Origin of the sequence: Pseudoalteromonas sp. CR1, assembly GCF_019392235.1 — a bacterium.
Taxonomy (GTDB): domain Bacteria; phylum Pseudomonadota; class Gammaproteobacteria; order Enterobacterales; family Alteromonadaceae; genus Pseudoalteromonas.
Window position 1 is genome coordinate 67,185 of record NZ_JAHXRM010000017.1, and the last position, 22,326, is coordinate 89,510.

Genomic DNA, 22,326 nt, shown 5'->3' on the forward strand with positions numbered 1-22,326 from the left:
TAACTTTTCCTACCTTACTACTTATTTAATCGATTAAAAACAAATCATTCACGCTATAACTACTTTGTTTCGACCAGAGTTTTTAGCTTCATATAGAGCAACATCAGCTCTTTTAATTACTGACTCATAGTCTTTATCGCCAGGCGATATTTCCCCGCCCCCAACACTCATTGTTACCTTTATTTTCTGAGTGCCATGCTGGACAATACTCTTTTCAACAGCTAATCGAACTCTTTGAGCAACAATAAACGCGTCTGACTTCTCAGTATTGGGAAGTAAGGCAATAAATTCTTCGCCACCATAACGTGCTAAAATATCAATGTCTCTTAAAGACTCTTTTAAAGTGCAGGCTAAGCTTTTTAATAATGCATCACCACCATCATGACCGTATCTGTCATTCACCTTTTTAAAAAAATCTATGTCGAGCATAAGGATACAAAAAGAAACCTTATCTCTCTGAAACATATCAAAAGTTCTCTTCATTACCTCATTGAAGTACCTTCTATTGTTAATCCCTGTTAATTCATCATTAATAGCAAGTTCATTTAATTTTTTAGTGAATAATACTTTTTCGGTAGTATTAATTGCTATCCATAAAACAGCCCTCAGATCAGACTTATACTGCTTTAGTGGGAATATTCTCCCTTGATAAAACTGATTGCTACAAAATTCAGGTGAAAGATATTTCTTTTCTACTTCATAATCTATACAGATTAGGGATTCATCTTCAATCGCCTTATTTATTGTATGTAAACATTTGTCAGCAACCTCTAATGGAAGTGTTTCGTGCAAGTATTGGCTTTCTCTAACATTGGGGAAGCAATTAACTTCATGTGAACTACCGCCAAGTACCCTAAGAATTAAACCGTTTCGGTTGATGACAAAGATCGGATCAGGCAATGCATCGAAAAAGATGGTTAATACTTCTTTAAAATAGTCAGAAGTAAAATCATCAGTGTACTGAGTATCTTTCATTCGACCTCTCCAAATTGTGTACGATTAATTAAATCTCTTTCATATGCTCGGTTGTTAATTGAGCTGCATGGCGCGCTGATGTCGTTTATGCTGTATTTAATAATATGACAATAACAATGCCAGTCAAGATCATCACCGCAAATGCTGTTCTAGTTTACATAAACTTTAAAACCTTCTTAATTGACCTAAAACCTCCTTTGCTTTGTAGCAGAAATAATGATCGACGTAAGTAATTAACTTCTCCATTTAGCTAACTATTTGACCAAAGAAAGTAGTAATCAAACCTAAACGTTGGGTGAATTATTATTACAGAAGAGCTTTACCTAGCACCTGCTGAATTCAAAGTTGACGTACACCACTGGCTCATTTTACATGGCCGTTATGTTTGTACTGCCCGCAAACCTAAATGAGGCAGTTGTATTATTGAAGACTTGTGTGAGTTTAAAGATAAAACAGAGTAAAAGATAAGTTTACGTATAGTGATCAACTTTTTACTTTAAAACAGTGGTAGGACATTGGCTTGCTTGAACTTTTATTGTGAATGAAACATTAAACATGGACGTGCATAAAATACAATTAATGCACATTTACAAAGTATTAATTTCACAAGTGCCAATGCATTGGTTATGCTACTGAGTATTATAAGCTTTTATTACGAAACCCCTTATGTTGCCTTTACTGCGTATATTATTAATTGAGCAAGACCAAGCCACTTTAAAAGAGTTGTCTACAAACCTTTCTAAAGCGATACCAAATTTTGAGCGCGATGATATCCATATCAAGATTCTTGAGCGTTTTACGCTTGAAGATGCGATAACAAGTGTTGAAGAAGATGGTGATATTCAAGCTGTTGTACTTAGTTGGGATTTACAAAACAAGGTTGGGGAGCGAACGTATAGCCGCTTTATTGAGCAGTTAAAGGCTATTCGATTAGAACTTCCAGTTTATGTAATTGGCGATGATACTAAAGGACTGGAAATAGTTAACGAGTCAGAAGAAATTGAGTCGTTTTTCTTTAAAGACGAGGTTATTTCTGACCCCGAAGCTATTTTAGGCTATATGATCAATGACTTTGACGACCGTTCAGAAACCCCGTTTTGGACTGCGTATCGCCGTTATGTTGGCGAGTCGAACGATTCATGGCACACACCGGGCCATAGCGGTGGCTCTAGCTTTAGAAACTCGCCTTATATTAAAGACTTCTATCAATTTTATGGCCGCAATGTGTTTGTTGGCGATTTATCGGTATCTGTCGATTCCTTAGGCTCTTTATCTGATAGTACTAATACTATTGGTCGTGCTCAAGAATCTGCTGCGGCAACGTTTGAGGTAAAGCATACCTACTTTGTAACTAACGGGTCTTCTACTTCAAATAAAATTATTTTACAAACCCTGCTACGCAAAGGTGATAAGGTCATCATTGACCGTAATTGTCATAAATCTGTTCATTATGGCATTTTGCAATCAGCCAGTTTACCCATTTATTTATCGAGTATATTAAACCCTAAATATGGTATTTTTGCGCCACCTTCGTTAGCCGATATAAAACAAACAATAGAGCAAAATACCGATGCAAAACTACTGGTGCTTACCGGTTGTACTTACGATGGTTTATTAAGCGATTTAAAACAAGTTGTGGATTTTGCCCATCAACACGGTATTAAAGTATTTATTGACGAAGCCTGGTTTGCTTACTCTTTGTTTCACCCGAGCCTGCGTTACTACTCAGCCATTCATGCTGGAGCCGATTATGTCACTCATTCAGCACATAAAGTGGTATCGGCGTTTTCACAGGCCTCTTATATTCATGTGAATGATCCAGACTTCGATGCAGACTTTTTTAGAGAAATTTACAGTATTTACGCCAGTACATCACCCAAATATCAGCTTATTGCCTCGCTTGACGTATGCCAAAAACAATTGGAAATGGAAGGCTATAAATTACTTAATGCCTTGTTAAACCATGTCGACGAATTTAAACAACAAATGGCATCGTTAAAATATATTAAAGTGCTGGGTAAAGACGATTTTATGGAAATATTTCCACACTTTAGTGAAGATAATATGGGTCACGATCCACTAAAAATCCTTATCGATATTAGTGAATTACCCTACTCATTCAAAGACATTCATAAGTTTTTATTAGATGAAATTGGCCTAGAAATTGAAAAATACACTCACAGTACAATTTTGGTATTATTAACGCTTGGTGGTACTCGTTCGAAGATCATTCGTTTATACAATGCATTAAAAAAACTTGATAGTGGGAGAGTAAAACTAGCCAAATCAACAAGGCGCTCTCGCTTGCCAGAAAGTTTACCAGCCATCGATTTAGCGTGTATTCCAGGCGATGCTTTTTATGGCGAACGCGAGTCGGTGCCTATTGCTAAAAGCAATAATCGTATTTGTGCTGGCTTAGTTACCCCCTATCCTCCTGGTATACCGCTATTAGTTCCGGGGCAACACATCACTGAAGAACATATCGAATACTTAAAAGAGCTTGCCGGGCAAGGGTTAACTATTCAAGGTAGCTTTGATGGTGAAATTTATGTTTTAAAAGGTAAAGTAGAAAAATAACGAGTTGTGTACCCATTCGCTTAATTAAGTGATCTATTTTGAGGTTTGAAAAACGTGTTGATAGCTAGGCAAAAATATCGCTATTTAGTTGCTCTAAATGAGCGTTTTTTAACGCAAGTAGCGACACGTCTAGCCCCAAAGATGATTAAATATTTTGTGGATTGGTATTATATACAATATTTTTCGAGGAATTAGTCAGCAGTTTTTAAATACTGCTGACGTTATTTTCAATACCAAATACTCTATCTTGGTCAGGCCTTATTTAACATAGCCAACATTAATTAACCGTTTAAATACAAACAACGCCTGAGTGTGCCATATAACTCGTTGATATCGATTGGTTTAGGAACATGAGCGATAAAACCTTCCTGGTAGTAATGTTTTACGTCTTTATCCATTACATTGGCTGTTAACGCAATAATGGGTATGTGTGGCAGTATTGCTTTTATTCGTTGATTGGCTTTAATCCCATCCATAACCGGCATATGAATATCCATAAATACCAAATCAAACAACTCTAGTTAAACTGCCTCAAACGCAAGTAAACCATTTTCGACAATTGTGATGTCGGCATTCGTTTTAGCCATCATGGCTTTAATCAGCACTTGGTTAATATTGTTATCTTCAGCAATAAGTATTTTTTTACCCTTTAAATTAGGCGCTTTAAAAGATTTTTTAGGGGCTTTATCTGCTATGTTATTTGCTTTAGGTAGTGGTAATTTAATCGTGACAGTTGTGCCAAGCCCTTGCTTACTTTGGATATCGATTTCTCCGCCCATCATTTTAACTAAACTAACAGTGATAGGCATGCCAAGTCCTGTTCCACCATACTTTCTAGTTGTAGATGAGTCTGCTTGAGAAAACCGCTCAAAAATATGATCGGTGACCTCTTTGCTCATCCCTATTCCTGAGTCTACAACCTCTAAAAATATAGCCTCTTTCTCTCCAAATACTTCACTGCTTACGTTTATTATCACACTGCCTTTTTCGGTAAATTTAACTGCATTTGAGGTTAAATTTAATAGTATTTGTTTTACCCTAACTAAATCACCAAGCCAGTATTCATTATAACTTTTGCTTTTGTTTATAATAAAATCAATGCGTTTTTCACTCACTAAAGAGTCTAAATCATAAGTAATAGAATCTAATACTTCAGTTAATGAAAAGCTCACTTTTTCTAATTCTAACTGGTTCGACTCTATTTTAGAGTAATCTAAAATATCGTTAATAATGGTCAAAAGGCTTTGTGCTGAGAAGGATGCATTATTGAGAATTACACTTAATTCGTCAGGTAAATTAATATTTTTTAACAGCTGTAGGCCGCCTAAAATTGCATTCATGGGGGTACGAATTTCATGGCTCATATTGGCCAAAAAGTCACTTTTTGACTGTGCTGCATTTTCAGCAGCTAATTTTGCATCAAATAACACACCTATCGCATCAACTTGTTCAGTCACGTCGTAATTCACACCAACTACTTTAATAGCGGCTCCATGCGAGTCTTTTAATATTTCGGCGCTGGCTTTAATGGTTCTGACGTTACCGTTAGGATGAACAACCCTAAATTCGGGATCATATGTTCCCACCCCGTTGATTGCATTTTCTAACTTCTTTTTTGCACCTTCTAGATCATCTGGGTGCACACAACTCAACCATGCATCATACGCACCCGAAAACTGAGATTCGGTAATACCATACAATTTGTACATCCAGCTATCCCACACAAGCTGACCTGTAATTAAATCCCACTCCCAAACACCAATACCCGCAGAATCATTGGCTAACTGCATTCGCAGTGCTAAAGAGTCTGCTTTTTCTTTTGCCTCTTTAATTTGTTGTTCGCTTTCTTTTTGATGAGTAATATCTTGAACAACCGACCAAATAAATGCTTCCCCCTTACTATCTGTAATTTTTATTCCAGAGAGTAAAACGGGATATACATTTCCATTTTTATGAATGTATTCTTTTTGATAAGGCCCATATTGGCCATATTTAGCAAGCAACTCCAATTGCTCATGCTCTTGTTTTTTGTACTTCTGTGGAGTTAGTCGCCAATAATCCATTTTATTTAGCTCTTCAACGCTATACCCAGTTATATGGCTAAATTCTTCATTAACAAATTCAAAACTACCATCTAATATTGAATTAATCGCGATGCCTACTGGGGCTAAATCCACAAACTTTTCAAACTTTTCCTTTTCACCCAGGTATGCGCGTTCAAAACGTTGTCTTTCTTGTGCCTCTGTACTAACTTGGTTTTTTATCGTTTCTAAATCTGATATGTCTCGCCCTACAGCCAGAACTAATTGGGCATTACCAATAAAAATAGCGGTTAAAGAAACCAAGCAATTAAACGTTGAGCCATCTAATCGTGAGTGTGTCCACTGAAAACTCTGAGACCCAAGTTGTACAGCGTTTTCTATATAGTTTTTAGCTAAAATATCGGAGCGTTTACCACAGGGCTGTAATTCTGGTGACAAATCAGCGGGGCTAAGGTTTAAATAGTTGTTCATGCTATTAACACCATGCATGTCAATAGCCGATTGATTGCACTCTATAAACTTGCCTGAACTTAAATCAATAATTGAATAGGCATCTGCTGATACGTCAAAAATTTTTTTGTATTTATCTCGTTGCTTGGTTAGCTCAGCAATTGTTTGCTTTAATTTTTTGTTTTCTTGCTCAAAATTATTTTTACCAGCAGGCACTGCTTTTAACCCATTAACAACACGTTTTACTTAGTATAGAAGCGATGAAAAGATATGGCACCTTAATTACAAAAAAATCAATCATCTAAATAGTTTATGTATAAAGACCATTAAAACATTAATGGCTAGCTGCACACATACAACACTTAGTAACTAACTTTCTATCTGCTCAAAGCTATTTAGAATCTCAGCCATATTAACCAAGTGCTTGCCAACTATAAATTGAATACTGGCCTTAACCCACTCCTTAGAAATGTTTTTATAATTTAATTTAGCCAGTAACCACACTGTAACTATAAAAAGTAATAGTGACGACAAAGAGTAAAACCAAGTCATGTGCTGCTCTAAATACGGATATAAGTCAATGCCAAAAAATAGGTCAAACCCTATAAACACATAGGCAAGATAAAAGGGAACTGACATAAGTAGCAACTTGGTTAGCTGTAATTTATGTGCGCAAACATGGTAAAAATCAGTCTGTAGTTGGCTAATCGGTTTTGAGTAGTCAATGTTTGAAATTAAAACAATTTGGCCAATATTGCCTGCAAGCCCAATAATGGCAAACACAGTGAGAATAAAAGCTGAAATTATTGGCGCTGAAAAAGTAAAGCCTGCTGCAATGTATTTCCACAACATAATAATGATGACTAAAAAAACAACACTTTCAATTATTCGTGCCCATTTCATTTTATTAAGTGCTTTCATCTGTTTATTTATTTTTATTTCAGCAAGCTTTGCTTGATTAATTTCAATAGCACTATGTGTACCCGTGCTTTGTTGTTGCCAAGCGCTTTTAAAGTTATCTACATTCATATTAAGAATCCTGTGTTTCAAATTGAAGTTTTAATGTGTGCTTAATTCGACTAATTCGCGTGGCAACATTGGTTTTACTAATCCCTAAGCTGCTAGCTATACCTTCATAAGGTTCACTTTCTAAATAAAGGAGCATAATTGCCTTATTTAATTTATCGAGTTGGCCAATAAAGTCATATAACTGTTTTACTGCCTCACTGCTCTCATCTTCTTGCGATAAATCAGCAATCTTTACTATGCACTCTTCATTTGCTTTATCTTCTCGCCGACTGTCTTTGCGGTAATAAGATATGGCTACGTTCAGCGCAATTCGGTACATCCACGTTGAAAACTTATAAGCGCTATTGTAATTATCATAAGCTAGCCACATTGTTGTTAATATTTCTTGGGCTAAGTCTTCTCGATCATCTTTGTTTTGACAGTATGAATTCACAATTTTATAAATAATGCCTTTATGTTGCTCCATTGCTTGAGCAAATAGCGTTTTTTTAGTTGAGTTCATTTACTGGTAAATCCATCACTTTTTCTTAATTTCATAATATTGAGGCTTTAAAGTTTATTTATCTAATAGCATAAAGCACCCTAGCCCTATTTACGGGTATGCCTTTGAAATGCTTTAAATACTATTTAAATGTAAACAACAACCCTAAAGTAATATCTGCTTAATTTATTACCTAGTTATTCGCAGCAACTGCGAAATAATCACAAGTTTAAATAAAAAATTTAATTGAAGTATTAAACGCGTTGTTATCTCTCTATTTTTAGTCGATGGTAAACATTGCTGAAGAGTCTTAATTAAGTGGGTTTAATATTTAAACGGTGGCTTTTAACCTCTCTGATAAGGTTAAATAAACTGAAGTATTTTTTGATAGTAGCTAGCCAAATAGGTATGAGCCGCGCAGTATTTCATCGTAAATTTAAGCAAGCAACTAACATGCCCCCTAAATCAATGAGGCTTAACCATGCCGCCATGAAAATAACACAAGGTACCAACGTCAACGTTGCGGCCATGGAAATGGGTTATGTAAGCAGTTCTCAGTTCAGCAGAGAATTTAAAAGAATGTATGGCTTGTCACCCAAGCAATGAAGTCAGCAAAAAGAAGCACAATAAAGGCAATACTTTATCGCCATAAACTAGCAAAAGAGCAAAAATTTAACTTGTGATAACTTAAGATTATTGGCTTAGTTATACAATATAACTCAGTGCACCTTATGATTCATAAATAATTTTATAACGATCTTTGCCAGACTTTTTAACTTGGTACATTGCGGCATCAGATTTTTTAATTTGATCGTCTATATCAGTGCTATTGCTTGGTGATACCACGTTTAGCCCCATACTTACAGTTACATTTATTGTGTTTTCACCTTCAACTGGCACTTTAAGATTTCTAATTGCATTTATAAGTTTTTCGGCAACGCGTTCAGCATCGTCAACTTCTTTTAAAATAACAGCAAAAGCAAACTCTTCACCACCAAAGCGGCAAAAAACATCATCAATTCTCAGTATGTGCGTTAATATATTTGCTAATTCAACCAGTAAGCGGTCACCCACATTATGGCCATAGGTGTCATTCACTAATTTAAAGTTATCAACATCAAATATTCCAAATGCAACTGGCCCCCCGTGTCGAATACTAGACCTAACCAGTTTATTGACTTGATCTGAAAAAAAGCGACGATTAGGAATACTGGTTAACGGATCAAAAAACGCTATTTTTTCAAGCTGCGATTTAGCTTGTTGTAGTTCAAATGTTCTTTCTTGTACTAAGTTTTCTAGGTTAATTTTTAATTCTTTTAGATCTTTATTTCTTTTTTCTAACTGTTCTGTTTGAAATTTACTTTTTGAAACGTCCCGTTGAATCGCTGCAAAATGAGTAACCTCATCAAACTTATTTTTCAACGGGATAATATTCATTTCAACCCAGTAAGGCCTCCCTCTCACGTCATAATTTAACAGTGTTTCAGTTACTTCTTCGTGACGCTCTAATGCAGAATAAATTCTTTGCTTAGCTTGCGGGTCGGTTAAGTTGCCTTGTAAAATTCGGGGTGTTTCACCAATTATCTCTGACGAACTATAGCCTGTAAGAATTTCAAAAGCCTTATTTACATAAATTATTTTAGGCCCTTCAGGGTGTTTAATATTTTTTGCATCGGTAATAACCACCATGTCTTGCGTATTTTCTACTACATCGTGAAACGAAATTTGCTGCTTAGCATCAGAAATATCACTAAGAGTCACTACTATAAAATTTTTATCATCGTCATGCCCTTCAAAATAAGCATTAGCCATAAACCAGCTTATTTCCTTACTTGACCCGCCAACAACACCTAAAACTTTATTGACCACTTTCTTTCTTGTTGATTTAACAACATTAACGGGATAGTCCTCAACGGCCATGAGGTTGCCTTGCTCGTCGATGAGTGTCCAATGAGGATCGTAAATATCTCTTCCAATTGCTTGCTCGTAGTCTAATTTCAATAACGCTAACCCCGTCGGGTTTATGTAAACAATCGATGTATCCCAGTTATGAATAACCACGCCTACCTGAGCGTATTCAAGTAGGTTTTTAAAATTTAAATCACTAATATCTTTCATAATTTTTTCATAAAAATTAAGTTCATAATAAAAAGATAGGTTAAAACTAAAAAAATAAAAGTAATTAAAAACCATTCGTACTAAATAAATGATGCGTTACTTCGCAAGTTAAACTTTTAATACCCTCCTCAATTAAATAGTTATTTTTAAGACACCTAAACCTGATCAGTAACCAGGCAAATGCTTTGCTATGCGGCTGCCCTCTTCAATACATTTTTTAGCACTGTTAACATCAAATTTAATTGTAAAAAAAAGCAAGCCGTAATGGCTTGCTTTTTACGCCCGTTCAAAGGCTACACACTTTCAACATAAATTTTAAAAACGGTAACTAGCACCAAACGTAATACGACGGTCAGTAAGGCCTTGGAAACATAATAGCGAGCCTTCGTTAACACATGACTGACTAATTTCAGACTCTGTGATATTTACGGCCTCTAAACCAATATTAAGCTGCTCGTTTACATCATAGCTAATACTTGCATTAAGCTGACCACGGTCTTCTTGCACCACTGGAAAGCCCCATGGGAAGCTAGATGTACTACCGAAATCATTAGAACGGTAACCTTCACGCCATGTGTAACGCATACGTGCTGATAAACCAAATTTTTCATAGTACAGAGTAAAGTTATAGGCATTTTCTGATAAGTTAAGTAGCCCTTGTATTTCGCTTACTTCAATACCCGATGTACCGGTACTTGCAGCAAATACATTGCTTGCTCTTGAAGTGGCCTTATTGACAGTTTCACCACCAGAAAACTCTTGAATGGTATAGTTAGCCAATACACCAAAGCCCGACGCCCAACCTAAATCTTTTTCAAAGCTAGATAGGTCATACTGGAACGCAAACTCAATCCCTTTTTGGGTTGTTTCGCCAGTGTCGTTTACTTTAGTTTCAGTCCCCACACACACACCACGACCATTTTCAGGGCCAAATACGTTAATGTCGGCAATCGGGTTGAAAATTCCCCCACCTTCACATGGGTCTGTTAAATCTCTGTATCCTGTTACTGGGTCTTCTACCGGCGAAGTTAGCTGATTAACATGAAGTTCTTTACGTGTTTTATGAAATATACCTACGCTAAATACGCTCGCTTCAGTAAAGTACCAATCAGCTGATAGATCGTAAGATAATACTTCTTCTGGTTTTAACCCGGGGTTGCCAAATTCAACTTCATCATTTGGGCTGGTGCTGTAAGTGATAGAGGTAGATAGGTCATTATAATCTGGACGACGAATATCTTTACCTGCACCAAAACGAACCACTACATCTTCTGACACATCGGCAACTAAATTTAAACGTGGTAACACAAAGCTATAATCTGATTCATTGGTAATACGCGTTACAAGCTCGTTACCACTGCCATCTTGTGTTACTGAGTTACCTGTAGATTCAACATCGGTTTGAATATAACGTAAACCAAAGTTACCGCGGAACATGTCGTATTCAAAGTTAGCTTGCGCGTAAAAAGCGTGGGTAATTTCTTCTATGTCAAAAAAGCCAGAAGAACTTGAAGTTGGTGCATTTAGCGTGCGGCTAGAACCATGAGTTTGTAATGCTTGCTGAAGTGTTGCAAGTACTGCATCTGGGTCTGAAGCCACGAGTTCTGGGTCAATAAGTAAAAAGTCGCCAATATATAACGAGCGGCCATCAGCCTCATTAAAGTTATCCGGGCCAGCTACTAAAAGGTCAGCGAATAAATCACCTCTTGGGCTATCTGCCATTGAACGCAAACCCACACTTGATGTGATCTCATTCTGCTTACTCGCTGATTTGCTGTAGCGATAACCAAAATCAACAGAAGTAACAATTGAATCTGTGTAGTATGTTGAATCTATACGGAACGCATCTTCAGAGTTCTCAACGGTATCTTGCCCAATGTTTACGTCACGTAGTACCACATTTGCCGGGTCAAGTAATTGCTCAACCGTAGGCGCATATTCAGCACCCTCTGCAATACCAAAAGCTAATGCACCACCTGATAAGTCGTATTCAAATGGCACGCTGTTATCGTTACCGCCACCAGCATCTAAAGGGGCATTTGGGTTAATAAAATTAAGCGTAGTATTAAAGCTTGGTGTTGTTGTATCAGAAGATGACGATGCAACCTCAGCGCTTACAAACCATTTGTCACCTTGCCATTCACCGCCTAATCTAAAAATATTACTGTCGGTTACGCGTGAGTTTGTGTCACTCGAAAAACGTAAATTTGGATCGTCATCATCATTTGCTAAATTTACCGGGATTACACCGCGTAAAGCCGCTTGAATTGACCCTAGGTTAGTACCACCTAGCGAACCTAAGTTAACTGTTTCAAAAGCATCAGGAACAGAGATGTCATTGAGTGCACTGACACCTGACGCCTGAACACGAGAGCTTTCTTGGCGACGCTCTTGGTCGTTAACTACCGCATCAAAATATAGCTTAGTATTATCGTTTGGTGCCCACTCAAGTGTACCTACAAAGTTTTTAGTTTCGTATTCGTAGTTATCGTAATCTTGCACAAAGAACTGAATAGGCAGAAAGTCGAAAGACTGTGCACTCGCGACCCCGCTATCAGCGGTAATTATGTTATCTCTATCTGCACGAGGGCGAAATGCAGTCACATCTTGCTCGGCATAACTGCCACTGACTAAAACACCAAATTTACCAAAGTCACCTTCCCAATTATCTGCAAAGGTACCTGAAAAACGAGGTTGTAAACCGCTATCAGTGCTTAGGCTACTATTCTCGCCTTGCACTCTAATTGTGGCTAATTGTTCACCTAGTTGAAGTGGGCGAATTGTTTTAAGATTTATTGTTCCACCTACAGAACCTTCAATTGTTTTAGCTTCAGGAGATTTGATGACCTCTAAACTAGATATGATCGACGCTGACACATCTTCAAAGCTAATACCACTTCGTCCAGAGCCTGAACCCACTGTTGATACACCGTTTATTTCGGTACGGTTTGCATCGGTACCACGAATTTGTACACCCGTACCAACACCTGCTTGACGTGTAATTTGAATACCCGTCACGTTCTCAAGTACTTCAGCTAAGTTTTGGTCAGGTAACTTACCAATATCCTCTGACTGAATAATTTCTACAAGGCTATCTGCTGAACGTTTTTCAGCAAGTGCATTAGTTAAAGACTGACGTATACCAGAAACTTCAATTACCTCCAGATCATCCTTAACCTTTTTGGTCTCTTCTTGCGCATGAACAGAGAGAGACATATTCATAGCTGTTGCAGATATAACCGCCAGTGTGATTTTTGATAAATTATAATTCATAGTTTTTTCCTGTGTGTGTGAAACGCTATGCTACTTGTTACTTTTCATACAAAAAGTGAATTAGTGTATTACAAAAGGTTAACTGAATATTTACACTCAAAACCAAAAAGGTCAACCACCCTGTAAGTCAAAAATCACAAATCAACCTGAATTTGTTATTACCAAAAATCATATTTTTAAACTTATCCACAACAAGATTATAGTACAGAAATACAACTTACTGTAATTAATATGGTTTTTAAAATAATAAATCAATACTATATCACTACACGCTAGGTATTTTTTGGTTACTTGGTCGGTTATATTATTTAGCTATAAACTGTGTTTTTTTGAGTATAAAGTGAAAAAAACCAAAAAATTGGTTAACCAATTAAAAGTCTATTAGACTTTTAGCTACATAAAAAAAGCAATTAAATTAGATAATGACTCGTTTTATGATAACTAGCTCAATAAAGTGATTTGTCTTGAGGTAGGAAAACATGCCTAGAAAGAGTGAAAATATATTAATTGATTATGCTAAATGAGGGTTATTGTGCGCCTAGGATCAAATGGGGTGACTAAATGGGTAAAGCACTAATGCGCATTGATACTTCTTAACCTAAACGCTGCTTAAGAGGTTTAATAACCAGTTAAATATTGATGATATTTAATTATGTTTTCTAGTTAGCATTTTAACTAAAAAACAAAGCAAATTTGCACGTCAGTAACGAGTCAATAGCAGAAATATTCAATACCGTTGGCGCTAGCATAGCCGCTTCAAATCAATTTATTACCCAAAGTTTGGATTATTTATTTTATTGGTATAACTAAACATAAAAAGCCCCAATGGGTATAAACCAATTGGGGCTTTTTAAGTTATAAACTATTACAGTTTATAACTTAAACCTAAGAATAAGCGTGGGCCGTAATCGTTTACTTCACCTAAGTTGTCTTCAACGAAGAAATCTTGCGACTTAGGAGCACTAAATAAATTAATTGCTTCTGCTTTAACTCTAAAGTGCTTATTAATTTTGTACGATGCACGCATTTCCCATACACCTACCGAATCAACATAACGTAAGCGTGTACCATTGCTTGTATAAGGTTGGAAATACTCACTACGGTATTTGTAAATAACCGCAGTATCAAAGCCACCTATTTGGTAATAAAGTTGGCTACTAAATACATGTTTAGAAAACCCTGGGACAGAGCCTGGCTCAACAATACCCTCTTGCAGCTGCGTCGTATTGCCATCAACGTCTGTTACAAATGTATCACCGTATAAGCTGTCTTCAAATTCAAAGTCCGTGTCGGCATAGTTATAACCAAACTTAACACCAATGCCACTATCCCAACGGTATGAAAAGGAAGTTTCTAGACCTAAGATCTCACTTTCTTCGTCGTTTGTTACTGAATTTGTAATAGGCAATGAAACGGTTTCACCCCCAACAACAAAATCTTCAATAACTGTGCGCTGTTGGAAGCCGCCTTGGAACTGCTTATAGTAAAGGCTTAATGCAAAAATTGAATCTTCATTAGGATACCACTCAAATGCTGCATCGTAGTTCCACGACATTAGAGGCTGTGTATCTGGGTTACCAGAACCGTTAACACCCACTAACAAGTCACTAATTGTAGTGGCTGTATCAGATGTGTCTTCTTGAAAAGAGCGGCTATAACCCAAATCAGATGGATCTGCACGCGACATACCACGGTAAATACCCGCACGTAATAAAATATCTTCGCTGTAATCAACCACTAAGTTAAAACTAGGTAAAAACTTGGTGTAATCACCGCCACCCTTTATTTTATCAAGTGTGCCAGTGTCTGATTCAACCAGAGAAAGAACCCCTGTATCACTGGTAACAACATCAAAACTATTTCTAAAACCAATTGATGTTACTTCAGTATCTACAATACGCAAACCAAAGTTACCACGAATGAATTTACCAAACATTTCTGTATCGTAATTAGCCATTAAGTAAGCAGCAGTTGTTTTTTCAGTTACATCAATGGTTCCTGCGTTTTGGTATTCGACCTCAGGGTATTCAAATACGCCACCCTCATTAGACGCGACAACTGCACGAGAAAAACATTCGTTGTCGTAAGTCGCCCATGATGAACCTGTACCTGAATCTACAACATTACCGTCGCTATCTACATGCGTGATGATATTTCCATCTGACACGCTAGACAAAAAGCCTGATTCAGGAAAGTCAATTTGACAACCCTGAAGCACGTCGAGTGCCTCAGCGCCTGAACCTAATGTAAACTGATTACGAGAACCGTTACCGTTAGTACCACCAAATTGTGTAAAGCTAAGCTCTGAAGTACGAATGCCACCTTGAATTGTAGTGAACATGCCGCTATCAAGTAAATAGTCAAAATCTAAACGCGCAGACACTACCTTATTATCACGAACATTTTCGCGGTCTATGCGTGTTCTTAAGCTATCAGTAAAGTTAGATATATCTGTTACGTCAAAATCAGTAAGCGTAAAATGTGGGATGTTTTCGCCCATATCCCACGAAAAGTAATTACGGCCAGCGGTTCTGCCTCGGTTAGAAATTTGCAGCTCTTCACGCGACGTTTTTGAATACGCTAAATCTAAATCAATGGTCAGTCTATCATTGACCGTATGTTCGATATTTAAGCCGTAACCACGGTAATTTTCTTCACGAGAAAATTGCTCACCAGCTGACTCAATACGCTCTTCACCTTCCCAATGCAGAATGCCTCCAACATCGTTAGTAACAAGTGATGGGCCTGTTATGCCTGGCGTTGCACGCTTTTGTAAAAAAATTAAATCATGGCGTGCTTCTCGTTGCGTTCTATCAGAAATTTGGCTATCAAAATTAATATCCCATTCTGCAGACGGTTGATACTGAAATGCAAAAAATACCGCATCACGCTCGTCAGACGTTTCGTTTTGACGAAAGCTTCGACTGCTGCCAGTCCATGCGTATGGAGTACCATCACTAACCGCTTTTCCTGTATCTGGATCGATCTCAGTGTCATAACCTTGGTTATTACTGCCGTTTACTTGATCCTCACAATCCCCAGCGCTACTTCTGTAAAAGCCTTCATTGGTATTAGTAGGATCGTTTAAACACGCCCAAAGTGACGAACCAGATGGGCTAGAACTACGATACTCTGCTTCTGGCTGTGAAATATCTTGGCGCTGTACACCAAAAGAAAAACCAACTGCTTGGCCATTGTCGAATTCAAACTGGTCAACATAACTAAATGTTCCGCGGTAACCTAAGTCACTTTGTAATGAGTTATCTACATTACTTTCATCCGGGTTATAGTTTAGTTTAACTTCACCTTGCAAGCGCTGCTTGCCAAAATCTAGTGGGGTTACAGTTTCAAGTGCAATAACACCTGCAACCCCCCCTTCAATCATTGAAGCATCTTGGGTTTTATAAATAGCTACTTTCTTTACAAGTTCAGATGGAAATTGTGAAAAGTTTACTGAGCGGTCACCGCTACCATTGGTCGCTTCACGGCCGTTTATGTGTGTTGCACTTAAAAATGGGCCTAAGCCGCGAATGGTAATTTCTGTTGCCCCACCATTTTCACGATGTGATGCAGCGCCTGTAATAGACTCTAATGCTTCACCTATCGATAAAGCGGGTAAATCACCAATATCTTCAGATGAAAGACCGTCAACAACGGTTGTGGCTTCGCGCTTTATGGCTATTTGATCTTGAATTGTTCTACGAGTGCCTGTAACACTGATGATTTCTACATCAGGCTCGACCTCAGTCGCTTTTGCTTGTTCTTGTTGTGCGTGCGCTGAAAATACACATGAGCTTGCTACACTCGCAATAGCGGCTGTTCGTACCCATTTAGCTACCGGGCTCAGTGCGAATTGACCTGAACGCATTTTATTATTTTTTGAAGACTTCAACGACATTTTTATGCTCCGTTGGTTATTGTTGTGTGAGTGTTGTGTGTTGACTTGTTATTCATCTGTATAAGTTATGTGACAACTGTTGTTAATATACTCAAGTAACCACAGATGATCAACCAATTTTACAGCCAAAACATTACCAATTAACATACCAATTTTCACAAACCAGCATTACCAAGGGGTCAAGCGGCGTTGTAATGAAAAATAATTAGAAAAGCAAAGGCATTTTTCGGTCATATTTTACTCACAGGCATAAAAAAACCCCAAAGAAGGGGCTTTTTATTTAAGAGTATTTACCAAGGTTAATCGTTCTTAACAACCCATGTTGAGCCAACACCTACATCACTCGCTTGAATGTAGTAAAGCCCTTTTGCACCTGCCACAGCTTGTAAACCAGCTGGATCTGTTTCAAGTAATGTGCTTGCTGCAAATACATATTCAAGTATTTCTTTACCGTTTGCAGCTGGGTCTTGGTCAATAGCACCATCGGTATCAAATGAGCCGTTACCATTTAGGTTTCTGATTGCAACCCAATCGCCACTTGTATCACCAGATACACGGCTATCCATGTAACCAAAGTTGTTGCTTAATACCGACGTATCATGCTTGATTAAATCACAGTCGTATTCAAAAGCATGGTCGCTATCAAGCGTATTTGGATAAAATAACCCTTGTGTTAAGGCGCTACTTTCAATGGTATCTGCATCAGTTTGATCACCTAAGCCATTAGCAATAAGGTTTCCATCAAAGTTTATAACAAATGCATTTTTAGTTAAGCCATACAGTACAGGAGCATTATCCACTGTAAGTTCATCACAATCACCCACTGGGGCACGAGAACCTATTTCAGTACTAAACACAATTGGTTGCTGAGAGTTCAAAACCGTGTTGTTTGTTACCGTCAACGTAAAGTCACCCGCAGCGTCTAATACGGCTTGGTTGCCTGAGTTTGGTACACCACCATCAGCTTGAGAGAATGGGTTTGCAGTAAATACAATTCCACCAGCCTCTTTATTACCAGAACGAATACCTGCAATGTAATTGTTACTAATAGTATGCCCAAGAGGTGTAATTAATACGCCAGCAGGACGATCGCTAGAGCTTGCAATATCAGTAGTACGAATAATAACGTTGTCTGTCACGCTGTTAAAACCACCATCCTCTAGTGAAATCCCGCCATTAGGGTTAACAACAGTGTTACCTTTGATAGTTGCTCCCGATGTTTGCACACGCATTAAACGACGACCGGTTACAAAGTTTTCTACGCGGTTATATTGAATCTTAAAGTTTGCATCGTCAGCGGCATCTGAACCAGTAGTACTTCCCGCATTAATTAAATGAAGGCTTGAGTTACCAAAATTTGGATTCGCACTGGTGCCACTAAATAAATTGTATTGAACAACATGGTCGCTGCCTGATGAAGCAATTTTAATAACGGAGCCATTTTCAGCATTATCACGGTTACTAAATGTATTTCGCTCTATTAGCGCGCCCGTACCTTTGATCATTAACCAGTGGTAAGTCGAATTATTTAACTCGGCTTCATCGCCATCCATTGTATTTTGAGTAAACTCGAAGTTATTACCTTCAGAATAAATAATTGCACTTTCTTCAGTCTCACAAAATGAGCCTGATTTTGTATCTATATTTTTAAACGTAAGCCCTGTTAACGCAGCACCTTCTACCCCTGCGGCAACATGAATACATACTTCCCCGCTAATCACTGGCGTTTGCTCTTCAACAGCGCGAAGCGTTACACCACTAGTCAGTAAAACTTCATCCATATCAGCGTAAACACCGGTATTGAGGCCAACAACATCACCATCAGCAAGGCCGCCACTTACCGCACTTAGTAGCTCTGTTGGTGAGCTAACAAGTTGAGAATAAATAACCGTTTCTAGTGAACCAGTTACAGAACCCTCAAATCCGTCGTTATCGGTGTAAGAAGCACTCACAGAAATAATCGCACCTGCATATGCCGCAGGTGAAAACGTGTTACTGTTTGTATCGGCTACTTCAACGCCATCGGCAAACCAGCTGTAGGTTACATTTGTTTCTTCAATACCATTATTATCTGTTAGTTGCGCTGTCAATTCACCGCTAACTATGTAAGGTGACGTGCCTATAATTGCAATACTTCCCGCTTCATCAACCGCAACGGCAGATACGGGAATTGTTTTTTCTGATGTATTATCTTCTGCAAAACCATTGTCATCTGTATAAGTTACCTGTACTGATACAGCTTGCCCAATTAATGCAGCCTCTACAATATATTCGCTTTGGGTTGCACCCACTATTTCTTCATCATCAGCGAACCATTGATAAGTAATTTCTCCGGATACGCCATCCATGTCTGTAATATCGGCGCTAAGCGTATTGCCGACTGTCGGTGTGCCACTAATTGCTACATCACCTTGCGCATTAACGCGCGCAACAGGCGTTGTAGCAGCTGAAGTCACAGACTCAGCAAACCCGCGTTCGTCTTCAAACGATGCTGTAACTGTAATTACACGGTTAAACTGTGCTTCTGTAAGCATGAGTGAAGAAAGCACTTCTCCCTCAATAACCACGTCATCTGCTAACCACTCGTACACAACAGTTAAGCTATCAAAGCCGTTTTCATCTTCAACATTTGCTGTTAGCTCAGAGCCAATAAGTGCATCCCCTGTTATTGTTACGCTTGCTGGAAATGCAATGGCGGCAACATCTGAGGTAGGATCTGAAATATGCGACTCGTTAACCCCTCCATCATCGGTGTATTTAGCTTGAGCTGTAATAGCTAAGCCAATTTGATCGTCTGTAAGTGTAAACGATGCGCTATTAGCACCTTCTATTACTTCGTTATCTGCATACCAAAAATAAGAAACAGTACCTGATATACCATCAGGATCTGACACGTTTGTTGTTAATGTTTGACCACTTGTGGCTGTCCCTGACAAAGCAATGGCGCCCAATTCGTTGTCATTATTATTTGCGTCAGTGTCACAACCAACTATTGCAGCTGCAATAGCGCATAGTGCAAAGTGTTTTAAATTCATGATGCCTCTATTCTCCATTTTATAGGTTAAATATTTGGCCAGCTATTGTGTGTGTTACCAAATAATCGTACTGGTTGTTACCAAACTTACTTTATTTGAAAATAAATTGTTAACCAACTTGGTCATATAACCATAATGAGAATGATATTTCCAGCTTATTTACTGAATTTAGTGCGGCTTTGCATAAATAAAACATAGGTGGTGCAAGTAGAAATGAAATAAGGTGTTTACCAATTGGTTTTACAAAGCCATATAAAAATACAAACGAATACTGAACGAGTTTGTATAATAAAGAGTTCCTAGAACAAGAAGATTTGTAATTAGTTGAGGAGGAAAGTAACAGAGAAAAGCGTTCTCTGTTACTAAATAACCGAAGTGAAGGGTAATGAATTAATTTAGCGCTGACTTGTTAAAATAATCAACCGGTTCAGTTGAACCTAGAGTAACGGGTACTCGTTGGTGTAAATCGTCAGGAGCTATCTCTAAAATTCGAGCGCCACGTGATGTGGCTTTACCGCCTGCATTTTCTGCAAGCATTGCAAGTGGATTGGCTTCATATAAAAGTCTAATTTTGCCATTATCATTGCCTACCCGCTTATCTTGCGGGTATAAAAATAAACCACCGCGACATAAGATTCGGTGTACATCGCCAACCATTGCCGCATTCCAACGGATTGAACTTTTTTCAAAGCTTTCAGATGTGTAAAGCAACTTGTCAAAATAGACTTGTGTAGGCTCATCCCAATAACGGTAATTTGCCATATTTACGGCAAACTCACGGCTTTGAGAAGGAATGTGTAACTGTTGGTTTGTTAGTAAATACCCGCCATGTGTTGAGTCAAGCGTATAACAGCGTGTTGGCCCACCGGTGGTCATTACAAGTAATGATGAAGGGCCGTATAATACATAACCTGCACACACTTGGTTTACACCCTTTTGGTTAAACTGCTCATCACTGTCAAAAGGTACGTCATCTCTTGCCAAGTAAATAGTAAAAATTGTGCCTATTTGACCATTTACATCAATATTAGAAGAGCCATCGAGCGGATCAAAGGCAACAATAAATGCACCATCAGGGTGGCCACCTACCGCGTGATCTTCTTCCTCAGAGGCCACTGTTCTGACCGAACTGTCCTCAAGAAGAATATCTTTAAGCAATTGATTGGCAATAATATCTAGTTTTTTTTGAACTTCACCCTGAATGTTTTCATTCATTGTGGAGCCTAGCACCCCTGCAAGTTCACCTTGACCAACCCTAAACGCAATCTCTTTACTTGTGGCTAAAATGGTACGGATAAGCAAAATTAAATCCGTTCTTACACCGTCTTCTTTTAATACTGTATTTAGTCTTTTCATGAGCTATACCGATTTACACAATTAAGATCTTTAAAGCATTGGGTTAGTCTAGAAACCATATGCTGCTCAGAGTGGCGAAGCCACACGCGTGGGTCGTAGTACTTTTTATTTGGTTTATCGTCACCGTTGGGGTTACCAATTTGACCTTGCAAGTAGTCCTGGTTGGTGTTGTAGTAATCTAAAATACCCTTCCAACATGCCCACTGCGTATCGGTATCAATATTCATTTTAACTACACCATACGTTAATGACTCCGCAATTTTTTCTTCCTCAGAGCCACTGCCACCATGAAACACAAAGTTAATTGAATTACTTGGTAAATTGAATTTTTTAGACACGTAAGCTTGTGAGTCTTTTAAAATAGTAGGTGTGAGTACAACGTTTCCTGGTTTATATACGCCGTGAACATTGCCAAAAGACGCAGCAATAATAAAATTAGGGCTAATAGCAGTTAAGCGTTCAAATGCGTAAGCCACATCTTCTGGCTGAGTATAAAGCGCTGAACTATCAAGGTGTGAGTTATCAACACCATCTTCTTCTCCGCCTGTACAACCAAGCTCAATTTCTAGTGTCATCCCGATTTTAGCCATGCGTGCTAAGTAGCGCTCACATATTTCTATGTTTTCTTCTAAAGACTCTTCAGATAAATCGATCATGTGTGAGCTAAACAGCGGCTTGCCTGTCAATCTAAAATGCCTTTCGCCTTCATCTAACAAACCATCTATCCATGGCAATAGTTTTTTAGCGGCGTGATCGGTATGAAGCATAACAGGCACTTCGTAATGTGCCGCAACACTGTGAACATATCTTGCCGCGCTCACAGCACCAAGAATTGCACCTTGTTGTTCAGGCAATGAAAGTCCTTTACCACAAAAAAACTGTGCTCCGCCATTAGAAAGTTGAATAATAACTGGCGACTTCATTTTTTTAGCCGTTTCTAAAGTTGCATTAATAGAGGTTGTGCTAACCACATTAACCGCAGGCAGTGCATACTGATTAGCACGCGCATGATCATATATTGCACTTACCTCGTCACCCACTATTACACCAGGTAAAATAGTTGGAGATAAATCATTCATTTTAGCGCTCCCT

At 38.2% G+C, this 22,326-nt stretch carries 12 protein-coding genes and 2 pseudogenes; 3 read left to right on the plus strand and 11 right to left on the minus strand.

Translation table 11 applies throughout. From position 1 onward, the window contains the following. Positions 1–48 precede the first annotated feature (48 nt). Positions 49–975 carry a sensor domain-containing diguanylate cyclase gene (locus KZZ04_RS14810; protein ID WP_219423050.1) on the minus strand — a complete coding sequence of 309 codons (927 nt, stop codon included), beginning with the start codon at positions 973–975 and terminating at the stop codon, positions 49–51. Positions 976–1,292: 317 nt separating this feature from the next. On the opposite strand from KZZ04_RS14810, the pseudogene KZZ04_RS21270 reads away from it, so the two are divergent. Both KZZ04_RS21270 and KZZ04_RS14815 read left to right on the plus strand, forming a co-directional pair. Then, positions 1,293–1,385, plus strand: a pseudogene (locus KZZ04_RS21270) (endonuclease III); the annotation flags it as partial. Between the two features lie 256 nt (positions 1,386–1,641). Next, positions 1,642–3,552 carry an aminotransferase class V-fold PLP-dependent enzyme gene (locus tag KZZ04_RS14815; protein WP_219423051.1) on the plus strand — a complete coding sequence of 637 codons (1,911 nt, stop codon included), beginning with the start codon at positions 1,642–1,644 and terminating at the stop codon, positions 3,550–3,552. Between the two features lie 281 nt (positions 3,553–3,833). On the opposite strand, the gene KZZ04_RS21275 is transcribed toward KZZ04_RS14815, so the two are convergent. The 4 genes from KZZ04_RS21275 to KZZ04_RS14830 all read right to left on the minus strand — a co-directional run bounded on the left by KZZ04_RS21275 (position 3,834) and on the right by KZZ04_RS14830 (position 7,575). Next, on the minus strand, positions 3,834–4,067 hold the full coding sequence (locus KZZ04_RS21275; protein WP_306430585.1) for a response regulator: 234 nt from the start codon (positions 4,065–4,067) through the stop codon (positions 3,834–3,836). 6 nt (positions 4,068–4,073) lie between these two features. After that, a complete protein-coding gene (locus KZZ04_RS21430; RefSeq protein ID WP_368735894.1) occupies positions 4,074–6,260 on the minus strand; it encodes a PAS domain S-box protein in 2,187 nt (728 codons plus the stop codon). Positions 6,261–6,413: 153 nt separating this feature from the next. Further along, positions 6,414–7,073: a hypothetical protein gene (locus KZZ04_RS14825; RefSeq protein WP_138529312.1), complete on the minus strand. Its 660-nt coding sequence runs from the start codon at positions 7,071–7,073 to the stop codon at positions 6,414–6,416. Between the two features lies 1 nt (position 7,074). Next, positions 7,075–7,575 (minus strand): RNA polymerase sigma factor, encoded by a 501-nt coding sequence (locus KZZ04_RS14830; RefSeq protein WP_138529314.1) that lies wholly within the window; start codon positions 7,573–7,575, stop codon positions 7,075–7,077. Positions 7,576–7,947: 372 nt separating this feature from the next. Here KZZ04_RS14830 and KZZ04_RS14835 point away from each other — a divergent pair. Beyond that, a pseudogene (locus KZZ04_RS14835) lies at positions 7,948–8,160 on the plus strand (helix-turn-helix transcriptional regulator); the annotation flags it as partial. Positions 8,161–8,283: 123 nt separating this feature from the next. On the opposite strand, the gene KZZ04_RS14840 reads toward KZZ04_RS14835, so the two are convergent. From KZZ04_RS14840 to fbaA, 6 genes are all read right to left on the minus strand, one after another. Beyond that, the gene (locus tag KZZ04_RS14840; RefSeq protein ID WP_058404163.1) at positions 8,284–9,672 is read right to left on the minus strand and encodes a sensor domain-containing diguanylate cyclase; all 1,389 of its coding nucleotides are present in this window, start codon (positions 9,670–9,672) and stop codon (positions 8,284–8,286) included. Positions 9,673–9,987: 315 nt separating this feature from the next. After that, a complete protein-coding gene (locus tag KZZ04_RS14845) occupies positions 9,988–12,945 on the minus strand; it encodes a TonB-dependent receptor (protein WP_138529317.1) in 2,958 nt (985 codons plus the stop codon). A gap of 865 nt (positions 12,946–13,810) precedes the next feature. After that, positions 13,811–16,843, minus strand: a complete 3,033-nt coding sequence (locus KZZ04_RS14850; protein ID WP_219423052.1) for a TonB-dependent receptor — start codon at positions 16,841–16,843, stop codon at positions 13,811–13,813. 299 nt (positions 16,844–17,142) lie between these two features. After that, a complete protein-coding gene (locus KZZ04_RS14855; RefSeq protein ID WP_219423053.1) occupies positions 17,143–19,878 on the minus strand; it encodes a poly(beta-D-mannuronate) lyase in 2,736 nt (911 codons plus the stop codon). A 390-nt stretch (positions 19,879–20,268) separates the two neighbouring features. After that, positions 20,269–21,234 (minus strand): class 1 fructose-bisphosphatase, encoded by a 966-nt coding sequence (locus KZZ04_RS14860; RefSeq protein WP_219423054.1) that lies wholly within the window; start codon positions 21,232–21,234, stop codon positions 20,269–20,271. Beyond that, positions 21,231–22,313, minus strand: a complete 1,083-nt coding sequence (fbaA, locus tag KZZ04_RS14865; protein WP_219423055.1) for a class II fructose-bisphosphate aldolase — start codon at positions 22,311–22,313, stop codon at positions 21,231–21,233. The genes KZZ04_RS14860 and fbaA overlap by 4 nt, the downstream gene beginning before the upstream one ends. Between the last annotated feature and the right edge of the window lie 13 nt (positions 22,314–22,326).

Excerpts from the sequence above, each read along its gene's own strand:
- KZZ04_RS14810 (WP_219423050.1), bottom strand. The coding sequence starts at position 975 with ATGAAAGATACTCAGTACACTGATGATTTTACTTCTGACTATTTTAAA.
- KZZ04_RS14815 (WP_219423051.1), top strand. The coding sequence starts at position 1,642 with ATGTTGCCTTTACTGCGTATATTATTAATTGAGCAAGACCAAGCCACT.
- KZZ04_RS14825 (WP_138529312.1), bottom strand. The coding sequence starts at position 7,073 with ATGAATGTAGATAACTTTAAAAGCGCTTGGCAACAACAAAGCACGGGT.
- KZZ04_RS14830 (WP_138529314.1), bottom strand. The coding sequence starts at position 7,575 with ATGAACTCAACTAAAAAAACGCTATTTGCTCAAGCAATGGAGCAACAT.
- KZZ04_RS14840 (WP_058404163.1), bottom strand. The coding sequence starts at position 9,672 with ATGAAAGATATTAGTGATTTAAATTTTAAAAACCTACTTGAATACGCT.
- KZZ04_RS14845 (WP_138529317.1), bottom strand. The coding sequence starts at position 12,945 with ATGAATTATAATTTATCAAAAATCACACTGGCGGTTATATCTGCAACA.
- KZZ04_RS14850 (WP_219423052.1), bottom strand. The coding sequence starts at position 16,843 with ATGTCGTTGAAGTCTTCAAAAAATAATAAAATGCGTTCAGGTCAATTC.
- KZZ04_RS14855 (WP_219423053.1), bottom strand. The coding sequence starts at position 19,878 with ATGAATTTAAAACACTTTGCACTATGCGCTATTGCAGCTGCAATAGTT.
- KZZ04_RS14860 (WP_219423054.1), bottom strand. The coding sequence starts at position 21,234 with ATGAAAAGACTAAATACAGTATTAAAAGAAGACGGTGTAAGAACGGAT.
- fbaA (WP_219423055.1), bottom strand. The coding sequence starts at position 22,313 with ATGAATGATTTATCTCCAACTATTTTACCTGGTGTAATAGTGGGTGAC.